Raw genomic sequence first — 17,878 nt, 5'->3', positions numbered from 1 at the left:
TTGGGGATGCCACGGGGTGGCGATGCCGAGAGGGCGGCTCGATTCAGTGCTTCTTTTTGCGGCCCTTGAAATAGATGTCGAACACAATCCATACCGACAAGATGAACGCGATGACATACCCCATGAACCCGACCACGGGGATACCAAAGATAATCGGCTTCATGCCGGCGTAATACACAATCGACGAGCCGATGAACAGTCCGACCACAATCAGCGCCATCGTCAAGCGATTGACCATATCGCTCAGCAGTTTGAACGGCTCATCGAATCCGACGAGCTGCATATTGGCACGCAATTGGCCGCGAGTGAGCATCCGCGAGGCGGTTTTCATCTCGGCGAGCGTCTGCAACGCGCCGTGCAAGGCCTTATGCCCCTCGATACCGAGCGTCTGGACCTCATTCTCGATTTCGGCGAGGTTTGTCTTGCTGTTGGCGATGTGCTGGGAGATGATCTCAATCATATTGACATCCGGAATGAACTCGTCCAGCAGCCCTTCCAGCGTCACCAACGCCCGGCCGACCGTGGTCACCGAACTCGGCACCTCGATGCCATGCCGTTGGGCGAGCTGGGTGAGTGACGTGATGAAACTGGCGATATCCAGCTCATCAAGGTCAACCGTGCCGTATTCTTCGACGATCAAATCAAGATCCGCGAGCAATTCCGGGTAGTTGTCCACCGCGGCACCCGTCGTTGCGAATCGCAGCAACCCGTCGGCAAGCGCCGGTGAATCCTGCTTGGCGACGGCGAAAATCATATCCTTCATCACCGTGCGGGTCTTTTTGTTGAGCCTGCCGGTCATACCCAAGTCGATCAGGATGATCTTGCCGCCGGAGATGATGATATTGCCCGGATGCGGGTCGGCATGGAAGAATCCCTCGTCCAGCACCTGGGTCGCGTAATTATCGACGAGTTTGGTGCCGATTTCCTTCAGATCGTAGCCTTTGGCGACAAGCGCGCCCGGATGCGACAGCGAGATGCCGTCGATATAATCCATGACGACCACGTGTTCGGTACACAGGTCCATATATGGTTTCGGGCAGTCCATATAGGCGAATCGCGAGCAAAACCGCTTGAATTCCTGCAAGTTGCGTGCCTCGACCAGAAAGTCCGTCTCCGATTCGAAGGTGTCCCACAGTTCTTCGACGACGCCTTGGAAGTCGACGACCTGCGCGTTGTGCATGATTTTCGTGGCGCTCCTGGCGATGGTGCGCATGATGGACACGTCTTGCGCCATGGTTTCACGCACGCCCGGACGCTGGACTTTGACGGCCACATCCTGCCCGGTCACGAGGGTCGCGCGATGCACTTGCGCGAGTGAAGCCGAGCCGAGCGGAGTCGAGTCAATAGATTTGAAAATATCTTTGACCGGTTTGCCGTACTCGTGGGACAGGGTGTCCAGCACGGTCTGGTAGGGCATCGGGTCGGCGTTGGCACGCAGTTTGGCGAGTTCGTCGCAGAAAGATTGCGGCAGAATCTCCGAGCGCATGGACAGGATCTGCCCGACTTTGACGAAGGTGGGGCCGAGCGCCTCGAACATGAGACGCATTTTGACCGGCGTGAGTCCGTGGATTGCGTCGAACTGGTTGGCGATCCGGATGATCTGGTCTAGACGCTTGAGTTTGCCGCGCCGGGTGAGATGGTATTTTTCGGAGAAATCGTTCTTCCGGCCGCTGAACAGGCCTATTTTTTCGCCGGCGTATGTGGGCGCGGCGCCCGAGGCCTCCCGCTGGGGACCATCGTGCGCGAGCGGCGTATTGTCAGGCGAGGCGTCACCAGTCGCGGCGGTTTCTGAGGCGGTGTTGCCGGCGGCGGTCTCACCGGGAACAGTGTTCTCGGAAGTCGCGTTGTCGGAGACTGCACCGGGAACAGCACCAAAAGCAGCAGCGCCGGAAGTGGCCGCATCGTCGCTCCGGGATGACGCGCCCTGCGTTTCCGTGCGCTCCTCCGGCTCAGGCGCTACCGGCCCGCCGGATTCCTGCTTCGCGACATCGCGCGATACCTCGTGTTGATCGTCTGCCATATCAGCCATATGCTACTGCCTGACGCCGGGCATGCCACATGCCGCCGTCGGCCCTGCCGCATGTCATAGCACGCGACGAAGGCGGACGGCGGCATGGCAACCGACCGGAGTCAGTCCTTCTTCTCGTCGGAAGCGGGCTTGGTTTCCTCAGCCTTCGCTTCCTCAGCCTTGTGCTTGAGCTCGGCGTTCAGCGCCTTGCCCTGTTCAACGGTAATCTCGCCCTTCTTCACGAGATCATCCACGATTTCCTGGCTCTTTTCGACCGTAGTCGCCAGAGCGCCGACACCTGCGAGGAATACCTTGTGCAGCAGGCCGTCGTTGAAGTTGAAGTCAGCCATCATTACCTCCTTGTATCAGGTCCTTGTACGTCCAACATTACCCCACGAAGGTCACGGACGGGAGGTATGACACTCCCATTCGCGCGTCACGTAGGCAAAATCCGGCCTGGAATGACGACGATGGGCGTTTCCGCCTTCCATCTGTCAATCCCCGTCTGTCGTTTATCTGGGCCGGGATGCAGCCACAACCCGAGCATGCTGCGCGAAATCGTCGATTCTGCGCAGCTCGGTGGACTGCTGCTCGTCCTGCTGAGGGGAAAACGCGCCAAACCGCCGTTCAGCGGCGATTCGAATCAAACCGTCCGCCAGACGAGGGTTCTTCGGCAGAACCGACCCGTGCATGTATGTGCCGATCACGTTGCCGAACCGCGCGCCCTCGGTGTGGTCGGTGCCGTTGTTGCCGGTACCGTCGGCGTCCACGCGGCCCAAGGGCTTGGTGTCGCCGGTCAGGAAGGTCTGCCCGGAATGGTTTTCGTAGCCGATGATGTCGCCAAATTCCTCGCTGTGCTCGACCAGATTGCCGATCATGCGGTGTTCGCGGCCCACGGTGTACGCACCGAGGATGCCAATGCCGTCAAGCCTAGTGCCGTCCACGGTTTCGAAATACTCGCCGAACAGCTGGTACAGGCCGCAGATCATGAGCATCGGCACGCCGTCCGCGGCGAGCGCACGCAGGGTGTCCGCGCGGGCGAACAGGTCGTCTGTGATTTTCTTCTGCCCGTTGTCCTGTCCGCCGCCGCCGAGAATCAGGTCCACATGTTCCGGCCAAGGGTCGCCCTGGTTGTATTCGTGGAGAACCGGGTCGTAGCCGTACAGCGACAGCCGGCGCATGACGGTGAGCACGTTGCCCCAATCGCCGTAGATGTTCATATCCTTCGGGTACAGGGACACGACGTCAATGCGGCGGCCCGGACGCGTGTCGGCCTTGGTATCCGCAAGGTTCCGGGTTGCTTCGTTCATTGCTGGCATGACAAGCTCCTTCATATTTCGCTGATTGCGTCCATGCATTTTGCGTCTATGCATGATGGCGATGGCGTCGTTGGCGCGGTCATCTGCCGACGCCCGCGTCCGCGACATCGGTGATATGCGAGAGTTTCGCGCGCGTGCGCAGCATCGCCGTGTAGGTGCAATAGATGCGTTTCGGCGTGGTCGGGTCGGCGGCGACGAAATCAGCGACCGCCTGTTCGAGGTCGGTATCGACATGGCTGACCGGCACCTGGTCGTATTCGAGGCGCAGGGCCATATCCCAGGCGCGCGTGCCGGACACCGCCGCTACTCCGGTGCCACGCAGGCCGGTGAAATCAACATCCCACAGCCAGCTCATATCGCGGCCGTCGGCGTATTCGTCGTTGATGATGATCATCGTGTCGTGCCCGGCGGGCGGGAACGAGGCAAGCGACAGGCGGAAGCCCATCGGATTCTTGACCAACAGTAGCTCGACGGGCGTGCCGCCGACGCTGATGGTCTCGCCGCGGCCGAACGCAGGGGTCACGCGGGACAGCGATGCGATCAGATCGTCATCCGAAGCGACGCCTTGCGGGGTGTCGGCGGTGACCGCGCGCACGACCGTCGCGGCAGCGGCTGCATTGAACAGGTTGTAGACGCCTTCGAGTTTCACGGATGTGGCGATGTCGCGGTCGGCGATCCGGTACGTGGCTTCGTGGTCGCCTACGTGGGTGAGAGTCACGTCGGCATTGAGGCGGTCGGGGTTGTAAGTGGCGGAAGAGGTGGCAGCCTGCACTTCAGCAGTTTGTACTTCAGCGGCCTGCATATCGGTATTGTGCATGTCGTCGTCGGATGGGAAATAGCTGCGCAACGCCTGGGACAGACCGAAATAGCGCACCTGCACGCCCAGCTGCACCTCGCTGGCAAGCCGAGCGATACGCGGATCCTCGCGGTTGAGCACCACGGTCCCGGTGGTCGCGCGCGCCACGTGGGCGAGCAGGCGGGCCGTGTTGTCGATTTCGCCAAAGCGGTCAAGCTGATCGCGCATCACGTTGAGCAGCAGCGCGTAGCGGGGGCGAACCTGCCGGACGAAATGCACAGCGTACGCCTCGTCAAGCTCCAGCACCGCGATATCCGCGTGCAGATGCCCGAAGGTGCTCACCTGAGTGAGCAGCGAGGAAACCACGCCGCGCGTGAAATTCGAGCCCGTCGGGTTCGTGAACACGCGCAACCCCATGTCGGACAGCATGGAGGCGACCATGCGGGTCGTGGTGGTCTTGCCGTTCGTGCCGGACACCAGCACCACCCCGTAGGGTAGCGAGCTCAAGGTGCGGGCGAGGAAGCCTGGGTCGATGCGCTCAACCACCTTGCCGGGCAGCGCGCTGCCGCCATGATGCAGCAGGCGGGACGCGTGCCTCACGGCCCTGCCGATTGTCGGTGTTGCGAACGCGTACCACGGACGCTTCGGCGCGGGTGTCGATTCGGCTGCGGAAGCGGGTCGGGCAATCACGGTCTGCTGCTGGACGGGCTGTTGCTGACCGGACTGGGCGGTCGCAGGTTGGGCGGTCACGTTGGAATCCTGCCGATCTCCCGATACCGGAGAAAGCTGCTGTGTCATATCACACCTCCTGCTGTTGCTGGTAATCCTGCGGCATATCCTTGAACTTCGATGTGGCGCCAAGGAAGGCAAGATGGAACGTTTCTGTCGGGCCGTTACGATGCTTCGCCATGATGATATCGGCCTCACCAGGGCGATCCTCTTTATCGTAGAAGTCCGGGCGATGCACGAGGAACACCACATCGGCGTCCTGCTCAATCGAACCGGATTCACGCAGATCGGACAGCTGCGGCTTGCGGTCGTTACGCATTTCCGGACCGCGGTTCAACTGGCTCAGCGCAACGACCGGCACCTCAAGCTCCTTGGCGAGCAGCTTCAAGGCGCGGGAGAATTCGGAAACCTCCTGCTGACGGCTTTCCACCTGCTTGCCGGAACTCATGAGCTGCAGGTAATCGATTACCACGAGTTTCAGGTCGTTCGTTTGCTTGAGTCGGCGGCATTTCGCGCGGATTTCCATCAGGCTCATATTCGGGCTGTCGTCGATGAACAGGGGCGCGTCCTGCATCTTGTTCCAGAAATTATTCAGCGTGTTCCACCGTTCCGGCGTGATGTCATCCGCTCGGCGCAACGCGACCAGCGGAATGTTCGTCTCGGCGGAGATGATACGTTGCGCAAGTTCCACGCGGCTCATCTCAAGGGAGAAAATGATAGTCGTCATATTGTGGTGCAGCGAGGCGGAACGCGCGAAATCAACGCCGAGCGTGGACTTGCCCATGGCCGGGCGGCCGGCGACGACAATCATCTGGCCCGGCTGCAGGCCCTGCGTCACGTCATCGATATCGCGGAAGCCGGTCGGCACGCCGCGTTCGACCTCGCCGTTCTGCAGTTTGTCGAGCTGGTCGAGTGCATCATGGACCACCGGGCCGATGGCCGAATAATCCTGACGGACCTTGCCCACGCTCATCTCGTAGACCTCGGCCTGGGCCATATTCACGACGTCCTCAGCCTGCGAGCCCTCCGCCGAATAGCCGAGCTGCGCGATTTTCGTACCTGCCGCTATGACATTGCGCAAAATCGCGCGCTGATGCACGATTTCGGCGTAATACGTGGCGTTTGCGGCGGTCGGGACGGAGGCGACCAGGCTGTGGAGGTAATCGGCGCCGCCGACCTTTTCTAGGTCCCCGTTCTTCATCAGCTCATTCGCGACGAGCACGGCGTCGACCGGCTGCGAGGCTGAGAACAAGTCGATGATCGCCTGATAGATCGTCTGGTGCTTCGGCTGGTAGAAATCAGACACGCTGATCATCTGCGAAACTTCGCCGATGGCGTCTTTGCTCATAAGCATGCCGCCGAGCACGGCCATCTCCGCGTCATCGTCATGCGGGGGCACGCGGTCGAACACCGCGTCGCGGACCGGGGTGCCCGTCTCGCCCTTCACATAGCCGGTGTTTTGCGATTGCCGACCGGTGCGGGTATTTTCCCAAGGATTTCCTTCAGCCATACCCTTGAGTATAGGGGGCGTTGAGTATCAGCGGCCAAGTGTTTGCTGTGGTGGAAACCGTGCAATGCGAAGCCGATTGCCGGTGCGATGTCTCCAGTCTCCCGCCCGCGCCCGCGTGTCATCGGCGGGTGCGGGCGGGGAGCGAGGAGATGGTTGCGTGTACGCCAATGTGCGAGCGAATCCTCGCACAATGACGGTTCTGGCAGCCCGATGGCCGTTTCCCACCATCCCAGGTGGCCGGTGTGCGAGCTAATCCTCACACGATGACGGTACCATCAGCTCGATTGGTCGTCTGCAAGTCGATGAGAGGTGAGTGTGTGAGCAAATCCTCACACACTGACGGTGTCGGGCCACCCGACCAACGATTCCAGTCACCCATCCCGCCGTTGTGCGAGCCGATGCTCACACAGTGACGGTTCCGTCAGCCCCAATGGCCGTCCCCGCCATCCCGGCGGCTGGCGTGCGAGCCAATCCTCACACAACGGCACTCCAGCAGTCCCAAATAGCCGATTCCAGCAACCCGAACCGCCACCGCGTGAGCCAATCCTCACACGATGACGGGTCAGTCAGTTCGATTAACCGTTTTCAAGTCGGCGAGAGGTGAGTATGTGAGCGAATCCTCGCACACAACCGGTGTGTGGATGTTCAGGACTGCGCATTCGTCATATAGGAACCGAAGTGATTGCTTATCATCCCCGCAGGCGTTGCGGGCGGTAAGCGCGTCGGGACGTTGGGCTTGTATTCCCCGCGTCTTCGCCGCCTCAGGGGATGTAATCGGGCTGCCGTGCGGTCCGGGTTTGCCAATCGCGCGCATGCCGACAACGCGGCGGTGTATGTCTGGGCATACACGAGCCGGCAGATGCTAAGCGATTCTGTCGTTCCTCTGTGTCTTCTGTCTGGTTGCGTATGTCACCGCATACGCAACCAGACAGAACGTCTACATCAATACCTTTGGTTCCGATACGCCTACATTCACTTTCGGTTCATCGTTCCGGCATGTGGTTCGCACACCGTTTACCTGTGCGACACGCGGATGCTACGAAATGTGGATAGAAAATCGAGTTATCCACATTGTGGGGATAACCGTGTGGATAACGTATGTGATTATCCACATATTGGGGATAATTCTGTGGATAGCTTGGGGACAATCCGCCGGCCACACCAAATCGACTTGCATCAATCTCGTCAAAGTGCTATGCGCAACAATCCCAGCGGAACGCACGACCACACCGCCTGCCCTGCGGCCGGTCATCCGCAAATGCCCATCACTATCACGTTCCCTGTATGGCGGCAACAACTTTCGGAATTATTGACGCTGGCGTTAGAAATTCCGAAAACAATAGGTTATCTGCGGTGCGACTAGGTCAGGCCGCAGGCAAGGCAGCAGCGCCGGTTCGGCTTAATCCGGCCGACCCACAATTAGGCTGACCGAGACCAGCGCCGCCGTCTGCGTTCTGCCAGGTTGACTTTGCATGGCGGCATCACTTTCCTGGGCAGTCTCGTCGTCCAATCCGGACTGTTTGCCGGGGCGGGACCGAGAAAGGACAGCGAAGAGAAGGATGGGATTTAGGCAGACAGCCGGATGCCTCTGCACCGAATCTGAGAACACGGGATGAAATCGCAATCAGTCCTCAACAGGGACGGGCAGCAATGGGCCGCCAATCACGGAGCTGCCGCAAACCCGCGGAATATCGAGGATTCGCTTATACCACGATAACCAGCAGCAGTCATCACGACCGCCAAAGACACCCGAAACGCGGACCGAACCGGAGAACACGCACCGAAAACCAATCCAGTCCGCACCGGCACCGACCGCCACGCACCCGGCAGCCACACCCGTGCCGCAAAACCGCGGAATACCAAGGATCCCCCAACACCACAAAGACCTGCCACCGGCGCGCCAGCCACGCAACCACCCGAGCCCGCGGACCGAACCCGAAATCACAAGCCGAAACCGGAGCCAGTCCATACCCAAACCTGTCTGCACCGGGGCCACCAACCACCGCACCACCGCAAAACCGCAGAATTCCAAGTATCTGCTTGCTGAGCTACAATCTTCAACCATCAAATCAGCTGCCCAGCCCGCCCGAGCTACGGACCGAACCAGAGAACACGAGCCGAAAACCAGTTCAGTCCACGCAGGCACCGACCGTCACACGGCCACCAACCACGACACCACCGCAAAACAGCGGAATACCAGGGGTCACCGATACCACGGGAATCAGCCGCAGCCATCGCGACCGCCAAAGACACCCGAAACGCGGACCGAACCGGAGAACACGCACCGAAAACCAATCCAGTCCACACGGGCACCGACCGTCACACGCACAGCGGCCACACCCGTGCCACAAACCGCAAGACTCCAACGGCCCATGAACACCACGAAGACCAGCCACTGGCACATCAACTATCCGACAGCCCATAACTTTCGGGATTATTGACGCTGGCGTCAGAAATTCCGAAAATGGACGATTGTTACGGCGGGCGCTGGGCATGGGCGGGGACAGTTGCGCGAGTTTGGCAGCCCGATCCGATTAGGCGGCTCCGACCACAACGCAGTGCCAGCCGGATCACCAGGCCGGCCCAACACCATCAAATCAGCCCGACCCAACCAACACCGCCGCAACCGTTCAGCCCACCGCACGGCTCGACTCAATCCAGCCGGCTCAATCCAGCCCGATCCAACCAGCGTTGCCGCCAGCCGACCCATCGTTCAACCCGGCTATTGCCTACTCCGGCAAGCTTCGCAACAACCCCGTCAGCCCCAGCCCGTCAGCCCCGGCCCGTCAGCCCAGCCCAATCTCGCTCAGTCCTCCATCGCCTCGCGCGCGGCCTGGTACATCATGCGCACGGTCGCTTCGCGCCAGCGCGACCAGCCGTACTGCTTGGTGATCGCTTCGCCGGATGTGGCGCCCAGCGACGAGCCGTCCGCCCGCGTCAGGTCGAACAGCATGTCCAGCAGCACCGGGTCGTTCTCAACACGCCCAGCAAGCTCGCGGCCAACCGCGGGATCCTCCGGATCCTTGCCCGTGGCGAATTGCGAGAGCGTCAGATGCTCGCGCACCAGCAGTGTCGCCCGGCTGACCACCTGGTCGTCGTAGCCCATACGTCCTAGAATGACCGGCACATGCCTTGCGCCCTCGGCCGCATGGTCACGTACGCCCGGCCGCTTGCCGATGTCGTGCAGCAGCCCTGCCAACAGCAGTGTCGCGTATTGTGTGTCGTCGTAGCGCATGCCGCTCGGCGCTTCACGTCCAAGTTGTGAGACGACTTCGATCATATGGCGGTCAATCGTATAGCGGTGCGCCGCGGACGCGGACGGCCGGTTGCGCACGCCCAGCCACTCGGGCATCCACCTGCCCGGCAAATCAACGAAATCAAGCTCCTCCCACACCGGCGGCAGTGCCTGACCCGTTGCCAGGAACCGGATGAACAGTTCGCGCGTCTCGCGGTCCCAGCTCTTATCGGTGACCGGGCAATGCTTGAGATTCAGCAGGGTTGACGGGTTAATCGGCAGGCCGTATTCCGCGGCCGCCACCCCGACACGCAATGGCAAGGTCGCGTCCTCACTCGGCTCGACACCCACGGCGAGGGCTACCTCCTGCTCATGCTCGACGACGCCGGGCGCGATGGTTTTGAAGGTCGGCGCCTCACGTTTGCCGCCCGCCCGGGGCTGGAACATCTGGAAGAACGCGAACCGCGGTTTTTCATGGGTAAGCGTGTGCCGTGCGTGCGAAGCAGTGGAATCCAACGAGAACGCAATACGACGACCCAACGTGGCCAACAGGGTCTGTAACCCTTCAACCGCATCAGCCTCACGCTCGCCTTCCGGCAGGGTAGGGTCGGCCAGACCGAGCATCGCGGCGACCTTCGGCTGGTAGGCGGGCAGCAGCAAGTTGGTTTCCTTACCTGCGACCACGTGTAGGCAGTCGCGCACATCCAGCAGCCGTTCGACCGCCTCGTCATACGAGCCGTGGGGCCGATCGGCGAGCCATGATGCGGCGAGCGCCGACACCAGCACGGTGTCGCGTAATCCACCGCGCGCCTCCTTGATATCCGGCTGATTGAGGTACGGCAGCCGGCCGAACTCCTCAAGCCGCGACGACGCCGAATCAAGCAACTCCTGCAATCGTTTGCGCGCCGCTTTACGCCAGCGTTCGAGAATGGATTTCGCCGTTTTCTCGATGAGTTCAGTGTCCCCGGCGACCGGCTGCACGAACAGCCAACCCATCGCAGCCGGCAAATCATGGTCAGTAACCGACTCGCACTGCTGCCGGGTGCGGACCGCATGGTCGAGGTCAAGACCGCTGTCCCACAGGGGATACCACAGTTTGTTCGCCAGCTGGTTGAGCTGGTCGTCTTTCAACGCGTGCGGCTCGACCATGAGCACGACGTCAATGTCGGAGCTCGGGCCGATCTGCCCGCGCGCAAGGGAGCCGACCGCGGCAAGACCCACTCCATGTTCGGGCACGTCGAAGGGCACGGATTCGACCGCTTCCTTCCACAGTTCGCGCAGGCTGGTCATCGCGATTTGCGTACGCTGCTTGCGTTTGTCCTTGCCGTGACGGTAGACGCCGTCGTCATCCGGCTTGCTGACGTCCATGAAGCGTTGTTTCAATCCATCAACCGCAGAAGCCATATCCCCTCCAAGCGAGCCATATTCCCCGCGATTTGGGCGGACCACGCATCAGACGCGGCCCACCCCACACGGGTGACGAATGCGCTGGCGCGCCGCCCGCCAACAGTCCGCTTGAACCTAGATACGGGCGTATAAAGAATCCCCGCACTGCGCCAGCACGTGCGGGGACCTGTCTTATCGATACCCGACCGTCAGCGCCGCGGCAAACAGACGAAACCGCGGCACCGGGGACGGGAGCTTTCAGATGGCGGCCGAACCGGTTTCGCCGGTACGGACGCGGGTGACGGAGTCAAGAGGAGTGACCCAGACTTTGCCGTCGCCGATGGTTCCGGTGCCCGCGGACTTCACGATCACGCCGACCAGCGTTTCCGCGTCGGCATCGTCGGAGAGCACTTCCACGCGAATCTTCGGGATGAGATCCACCGTGTACTCGGCGCCGCGGTAGACCTCGGTGTGGCCGCGCTGGCGACCATATCCATTGGCTTCCGAGACGGTCAGGCCGTGCACGCCCGCAGCAGCGAGCGCTTCCTTGACATCATCAAGCTTATGGGGCTGAATAATAGCGGTAATAAGCTTCATCTCACTTCACCTCCTTGAGGACGGAGCTGGCAGTGCCAGCGAAATCATATGCACGCTCGCCCTGGTCGGCCATATCGATGCCGGAAACCTCCTGGGCTTCGGTGACGCGCCAGCCCATCGTCTTCTCAAGCGCGAAGACGATGATCGAGGTCACCACAGCGGAGTAGAGGATGGCGACGAGAGCCACCAGGATCTGGACGACCAGCTGACGCCAGCTGCCACCGGTGAACAGGCCAGTGCCGACACCGAAGAAACCGATGAGCACGGTACCGATCAGGCCGCCGACGCCGTGAACGCCGACCACATCGAGCGAATCGTCATAACCAAACTTGAATTTCAGACCGCACGCCAGGCAGGTGACCACACCGGCGATTGCGCCGATCACCATGGCCCACAGCGGGGAGACCACATCGGCCGCAGGAGTGATGGCGACCAGACCGGCCACCATACCGGATGCCGCGCCGACCGCGGTGTAATGACCGGAACGCACCTTCTCGGTGAAGCCCCAGGCGAGCATTGCGGCGGCCGCAGCGGCGGTCGTGCTGACCCACGCGTAGCCGGCGGTGCCGTTCGCGCCGAACGCAGAACCGGCGTTGAAGCCGAACCAACCGAACCACAGCAGGAACGCGCCGAGCATGACGAACGGAACGTTGTGCGGGCGGATCGGCTGCGTGCCGAAGCCCTTGCGCTTGCCGATGATGAGCACGGTGACAAGAGCCGCGGTAGCCGCGTTGATGTGGACGACCGTACCACCTGCGAAATCATGCGCGGCGGCGCCGAGAGCCTGAGAGATGGCACCCGTCGGGGACAGCAGGCCGCCGTTCCAGACCATGTGCGCCATCGGGGCGTAGTCGAAGGTGATCCACAGCGCCACGAACAGCATCCAGGTGCTGTACTTCACACGCTCAGCGATCGCGCCGGTAATCAGTGCGACGGTAATCATCGCGAAAGTGGCCTGGAATGCCACATCAATGCTGCCCGGATAATCCCCGGACGTGTTGGCGGCGGTGAACACGCCGTCCTTGGCGACCATGGAGTCCTTGAGCAGGAAGCCGGTGGCCGGATCGCCGAAGATCCCGCCGATATCCTTGCCTGCGTAAGCGATCGACCAGCCCCAGAACGTCCAAATGATTGCGGTGACCGAAATCGCGGCCGCCGACAGCATCAACATGTTCAGGACGGCCTTCGCGCGGACCATGCCGCCGTAGAAGAACGCCACACCAGGCGTCATCAAGAAGACCAGAGCCGCGGATGTCAACATCCACGCTGCATTTCCGGTGTCCATACATTACCTCCCTCTCCGGCGCCCGCCTTGGACGAGGCGGGCGGGCGAGCGAACCACTCACTTGTAATCCCCATGTGGGAACTGACACGGTTATGGAACGCCCGCCGGGTTTTCGAAACGTTACGGAATGTTACGCCAACGTTACAGCGCTTGTACAATTATCCGCGACTTGTCCCGAATTCCGCGCTTCGCGGGGAACCATGGACAGGAATCCCTGCCGAGTTTGATGACCACATTGTGGGCATTGTCCGACGGCGTGCCACAGGTGGCGGGGCCACAGGACGTGCCTCTTTGCTACTTGGCGGCGGCGGCCTCCTTCGCCGGTGCGCCAGCGGCCTCGGCTTCAGCTTCGCGGGCGATACGGGCCTCATAGGAGTCCTCACTCTTGGTGAGCACGCTCGGCTCGAAATCAGCGTAGGCGGCGACCAGGCCGTGTTCAGGCAGATCAAGGCCGGACAGCTCCTCCTTGGCGGAGACGCGCAGCCCGATGGTGTGCTTGATGACCCAGAAGATGATGATCATCGTGACCGTGGTCCATGCCGCGACCACGACCACACCGAGCAGTTCGACGCCCAGCAGCTTCAAGCCGCCGCCGTAGAACAGGCCGCCGTCCTTGGCGAACAGGCCGACCAGCAGAGTGCCGCCGGCACCGCAGCAACCGTGGGCGGCGAATGCGCCGACCGGGTCGTCGATCTTGAACTTGTTTTCGACGATGGATGCGGCGTACACGTAGATGAACGCGCAAATCAGGCCGATGAAGAAGGCGCCGACCGGGCTGACCACATCGCAGCCCGCGGTGATGCCGATCAGGCCGGCGAGCGCGCCGTTGATGGTCAGGCCGACATCCGGCTTGCCGTACTTCTTCCACGCGAGGAACATCGCGGTGAGCGCGCCGACAGCGGCCGCCAGGTTTGTGGTGATGAAGATGCTGCCCATCTCCACCCAGGTGTCCTTGCCGTCAGCGGTGATTGTGGAGCCGGGGTTGAAGCCGAACCAGCCGATCCACAGCAGGAAGATGCCGAGCATGGCGAGTGTCATGCTGTGGCCCGGGATCGCGCGGGCCTTGCCGTTCTTGTCGAACTTGCCGATACGCGGGCCGAGGAAAATCGCGCCGACCAGTGCGGAGATGCCGCCGACCATATGCACCACGGTGGAGCCGGCGAAGTCATGGAAGCCAAGCTGGGCGAGCCAGCCGTCCGAGTTCCAGCACCAGTGGCCGGAAATCGGGTAGACGATTGCGGAAATCAGGGCGCTGTAAATCAGGTAGGCGGAGAACTTCGTGCGTTCCGCCATGGCGCCGGAGACGATGGTCGCGGATGTCGCGCAGAACACGGTCTGGAACATCAGGTACACCATCGTCGGAACGTATTGGTTGTACTGGTAGCTGCTTGTCACGAAGAAATCAGGCTTGCCGATGATGCCGCCGATGGACGGGCCGAACATGATGCCGAAACCGAAAATCCAGAACAGAACCGTGCCGATACAGTAGTCCATCAGGTTCTTCATGGCGATATTGCCGGCGTTCTTCGCTCGCGTGAAGCCTGTCTCAAGCATCGCGAAGCCAGCTTGCATCATGAACACCAGCGTCGCGGCGAGCAATGTCCAGATGACATTGGTCGATGACATGGCACCCACTTCCTTTCCTCTCTTATGGATGACCGTCTGAATCCAAAGGGCGTGGACGCTGTGTCCGAAGAACCGGCCTCAACCCGTCTCTTGTGCGTCCCGGATTCTGGCAACCATGCTAAACAGGCGGATTTCTTGGGAACACACGCCTTGTTACGGTCAGGTCACGTAGATTGCGCTCGTGTAACAGTCGATACCGCGGCGAGATTACAGTAAATCCGTAAGTGAATCCATATATATGATGTCGGTTTGCGGGCGATTGACGGCAGACGGGCTGAATGTATGCGTGCCATGCGCGTCGAGTATGTCATGCGCATCATACGCGCGAAATGTGCTATGTACGTACGCTGGGAGTGACGGGGCGCCGACGGTCGAAATGTCCAAGGCGTTCGGGAAGGAAGGTTCCGATGGCGGTGTTCGTCGCAACGTTATGCGCGATCCTGGTGCTGACCATGCTGTCCGGTGCGATTTGCCGGAAAACTGGGCTGCCCGAGGTCGTCGGCCAAATCGTAGTGGGCATCGTGTTCGGGCCGACCGTCCTCGGGCTGATGCAGCCGAGCAGTTCGACGGAATTGTTCAGCAATATCGGCATTATCGTGCTCATGTTCCTAGGCGGGGTGGGCTGCGATCTGGGGTTGCTGAAACGCTATTCCAAAGCGGCGCTCATTGTGGCGTGCATGGGTGTGGTCGCGCCGGTGCTCATCATGGGCGGGGTGAGCATGGTGTTCGGGTTCGACCTCATGTCATCACTGTTCATCGGCGTCGTGTTCTCCGCGACATCCGTGTCGATCTCGGTGGCCGTCTTGAAGGAAGCAGGGCGTCTTGACACGAAGGAAGGCGCGTCGATTCTGGGCGCGGCCGTCGCGGATGATGTGATCGGCGTGATTCTGCTCAGCATCATGAGCACGCTGATCAGCACGGGCAGCGTGTCATTCCAGCAGCTCGGGCTGATCGCGCTCAAGCAGGTCGCGTTCTTCGCGCTGACCGTCGTGGTGGTGCTGTGGGTGGCGCCGTGGCTGATGACCTTCGCCGCGCTGCTCAAAGCGCCGAGCGGCATTGCGATCATGGCGACAATCATCTGCCTGGCGATGGCCTGGTGCTCGGAGCTGGTGGGGCTGAGCTACGCGGTGGGCGCGTTCTTCGCGGGCATCGCTGTGAGCCGCAGCGACTACCGCGAGCAGGTGGATCGAGATATCGAGCCGATTGGCGACTGCTTCTTCGTGCCGCTGTTCTTTGTGAGCATCGGTTTGAACACCGAGGCCGTGCATGACATGCATCTGGTGTGGTTCATTGTGGTGATGACCGTGCTGGGTGTCATTACGAAGATTGTCGGCTGCGGGCTGGGCGCTCGGATGGCCGGGTTCAACGGGCGCAGCTCCATCGTCATCGGCACAGGGATGATTCCGCGTGGTGAAATGGCGCTGATCACCGCGCAAATCGGCTTCTCGCAGCATATTCTGTCGGACGACTACTATTCGACGATTATTTTCACGATTTCGCTGGTGACGCTCATTGCGCCGCTGTTCTTGAAGGCTGCGTTGCACGGGGCTCCGGCGCGGGATGATGCGGCTGAGGCTGGGAGCGCGAAGGCAGAAGCCGCCATCGAGACCGAAAGTGAAGCTGCGGACATCATCGATGTGCAGGCGGCGGACACCAGCGCGGTCGGGATGGCTGCACCAGTCGCCTGACATGTTATGACCCGTCCGGATTCCATTGCCGGCGCGGCCAGCCGATGATACACCCGCTGAATCGAGATTCGGCGGGTGTATCCGCGCTATCCGTAGTACATGCCGGAAAGCAACTCGCTTATCAGGGTTCGATGAGCGTCAATACCGCAAGAGAACCATGGGAAATCCGCTGTCTGTACTCGCCGGTTTGATCGGCCGCGAACCCTCGTAGCAACGATATGTTCCGCAACGTACTACAGATATGCAAGATGCTGCGGGATGCTGCACATACCTCGATACCGCGCCTAGCTATCAGGAGACCGATGGCCGCAACCGGACACGTAAGCCGTATGTAGTGCCGCCGTAGCGTCACTGCATACGGCGGCACCGAGTGTTGCATTCAGGCGAGAATACCGTCGACGAAGTCCTCCGGATTGAAGGGCGCCAGATCGTCCGGGCCTTCACCCAGACCGACCAGCTTGACAGGCACGCCAAGCTCCTTCTGCACGGAAATCACGATGCCGCCCTTCGCGGAACCGTCCAGCTTGGACAGCACGACACCGGTGATGCCGATTGCCTGGGCGAATACCTTCGCCTGTTCCATGCCGTTCTGGCCGGTAGTCGCGTCAAGGACGAGCAGCACCTCATCGACCGGCAAGTTCTTTTCGGTGACGCGGCGGATCTTGCCGAGCTCATCCATGAGGTTCGCCTTGTTCTGCAGGCGGCCCGCGGTATCGATGATCAGCACGTCGGCGTTCTCGTTCTTCGCGCGCTGCGACGCCTCGAACGCGACGGATGCCGGGTCGGCGCCATCCTTGTCGGAACGCACAACCGGCACATTGACCTTCGCGCCCCAGGTTTCCAGCTGGTCGGCGGCCGCCGCGCGGAAGGTGTCCGCCGCGCCGAGCATAACGCTCTTGCCGTCGGCTACGAACAGGCGCGCGAGCTTGCCGGCGGTCGTGGTCTTGCCGGTGCCGTTGACACCGACCATGATGATGACGCTTGGCTTGTGCGCTTCGGGCTTGTCGGCGTTCAGACGACGATCAGTATCCGTGCCGACCATCGCAAGCAGCTTGGAACGCAAGGCCTCACGCACCTGGGCGGGGTCATGCGTGCCAGTGATGCGGGCGTCATTGCGCAGCTCATCGACGAGCTGTTCGGAGGCATCCGCGCCGACATCGGCCATAAGCAGCGTGTCTTCGACATCCTCCCAATCAGCTTCGGACAGGTGATCCTTGGCGAGGATGTTGAACAGCGCTTTGCCGAAGGGGTTCGCACTGTTCGCAAGGCGCGCCTTCAGCCGGGTCATACGCGAGGTCGCGGATTCCGGCGTTTGCGGCTGGGATTCAGCGGTCTGAGAGGTCTGGCTCTCGGGTTGGGCGGATTGGGCCGAACCGGCGGATTCGGTTGACGAAGCCGCTGATTGCGCTGATTCGGCTTGTTTCATCGATTCAGCCGATTCAGCTCCCGACTTCTGGTCGGACGGCGTCGATGCAGTCCCGGCGGCGGATCCGGCTTCGGAACCGGCAGCCTGTTTCGCCGCAATCGCCTTGTCGGCGGCTGCTTTCGCCGCAGCCTCACGGTCCTCACGGGACTGTTCAGCCGCATCGATGCGCTTCTTGCGCGAACGGTCAGCAAGCACGCCGGCGACAATCAACGCGATGGCGATAACCGCCACCACAACAATCGCGATAATCTGTTGAGTATCCATACCCCCAGC

General features: G+C 61.3%; 11 protein-coding genes. 1 reads left to right on the top strand and 10 read right to left on the bottom strand.

The genetic code is table 11. The features are described from left to right. Positions 1 to 43: 43 nt before the first annotated feature. From CQR48_RS01275 to CQR48_RS01230, 9 genes are all read right to left on the bottom strand, one after another. Complete coding sequence (locus tag CQR48_RS01275; protein WP_180335084.1) at positions 44 to 2,020, bottom strand: ABC1 kinase family protein; 1,977 nt, start codon at positions 2,018 to 2,020, stop codon at positions 44 to 46. A gap of 110 nt (positions 2,021 to 2,130) precedes the next feature. Continuing rightward, the gene (locus CQR48_RS01270) at positions 2,131 to 2,358 is read right to left on the bottom strand and encodes a phasin family protein (protein ID WP_015449738.1); all 228 of its coding nucleotides are present in this window, start codon (positions 2,356 to 2,358) and stop codon (positions 2,131 to 2,133) included. Between the two features lie 162 nt (positions 2,359 to 2,520). After that, a complete protein-coding gene (locus tag CQR48_RS01265) occupies positions 2,521 to 3,318 on the bottom strand; it encodes a type 1 glutamine amidotransferase (protein ID WP_101451780.1) in 798 nt (265 codons plus the stop codon). Positions 3,319 to 3,406: 88 nt separating this feature from the next. Further along, a complete protein-coding gene (locus tag CQR48_RS01260) occupies positions 3,407 to 4,921 on the bottom strand; it encodes a Mur ligase family protein (protein ID WP_101451726.1) in 1,515 nt (504 codons plus the stop codon). A gap of 1 nt (position 4,922) precedes the next feature. Next, entirely contained in the window at positions 4,923 to 6,362 is a 1,440-nt protein-coding gene (gene dnaB / locus CQR48_RS01255; protein ID WP_015449735.1) for a replicative DNA helicase, read from the bottom strand. Positions 6,363 to 9,168: 2,806 nt separating this feature from the next. After that, on the bottom strand, positions 9,169 to 11,001 hold the full coding sequence (locus tag CQR48_RS01245; protein ID WP_101451724.1) for a [protein-PII] uridylyltransferase family protein: 1,833 nt from the start codon (positions 10,999 to 11,001) through the stop codon (positions 9,169 to 9,171). A gap of 240 nt (positions 11,002 to 11,241) precedes the next feature. Beyond that, positions 11,242 to 11,580: a P-II family nitrogen regulator gene (locus CQR48_RS01240; RefSeq protein ID WP_015449732.1), complete on the bottom strand. Its 339-nt coding sequence runs from the start codon at positions 11,578 to 11,580 to the stop codon at positions 11,242 to 11,244. A gap of 1 nt (position 11,581) precedes the next feature. Then, a complete protein-coding gene (locus tag CQR48_RS01235; protein WP_101451723.1) occupies positions 11,582 to 12,865 on the bottom strand; it encodes an ammonium transporter in 1,284 nt (427 codons plus the stop codon). Between the two features lie 294 nt (positions 12,866 to 13,159). Next, a complete protein-coding gene (locus CQR48_RS01230; protein ID WP_101451722.1) occupies positions 13,160 to 14,491 on the bottom strand; it encodes an ammonium transporter in 1,332 nt (443 codons plus the stop codon). A 407-nt stretch (positions 14,492 to 14,898) separates the two neighbouring features. On the opposite strand from CQR48_RS01230, the gene CQR48_RS01225 reads away from it, so the two are divergent. Continuing rightward, positions 14,899 to 16,179: a cation:proton antiporter gene (locus tag CQR48_RS01225; protein ID WP_244898876.1), complete on the top strand. Its 1,281-nt coding sequence runs from the start codon at positions 14,899 to 14,901 to the stop codon at positions 16,177 to 16,179. Positions 16,180 to 16,558: 379 nt separating this feature from the next. On the opposite strand, the gene ftsY is transcribed toward CQR48_RS01225, so the two are convergent. Continuing rightward, positions 16,559 to 17,869 carry a signal recognition particle-docking protein FtsY gene (gene ftsY, locus CQR48_RS01220; protein ID WP_101451721.1) on the bottom strand — a complete coding sequence of 437 codons (1,311 nt, stop codon included), beginning with the start codon at positions 17,867 to 17,869 and terminating at the stop codon, positions 16,559 to 16,561. Positions 17,870 to 17,878 lie beyond the last annotated feature (9 nt).

This window comes from Bifidobacterium thermophilum (assembly GCF_002846655.1).
Lineage (GTDB): Bacteria > Actinomycetota > Actinomycetes > Actinomycetales > Bifidobacteriaceae > Bifidobacterium > Bifidobacterium thermophilum.
The sequence above is the reverse complement of the archived record's forward strand: the minus strand, read 5'-3'. Positions and strand labels throughout refer to the sequence as shown.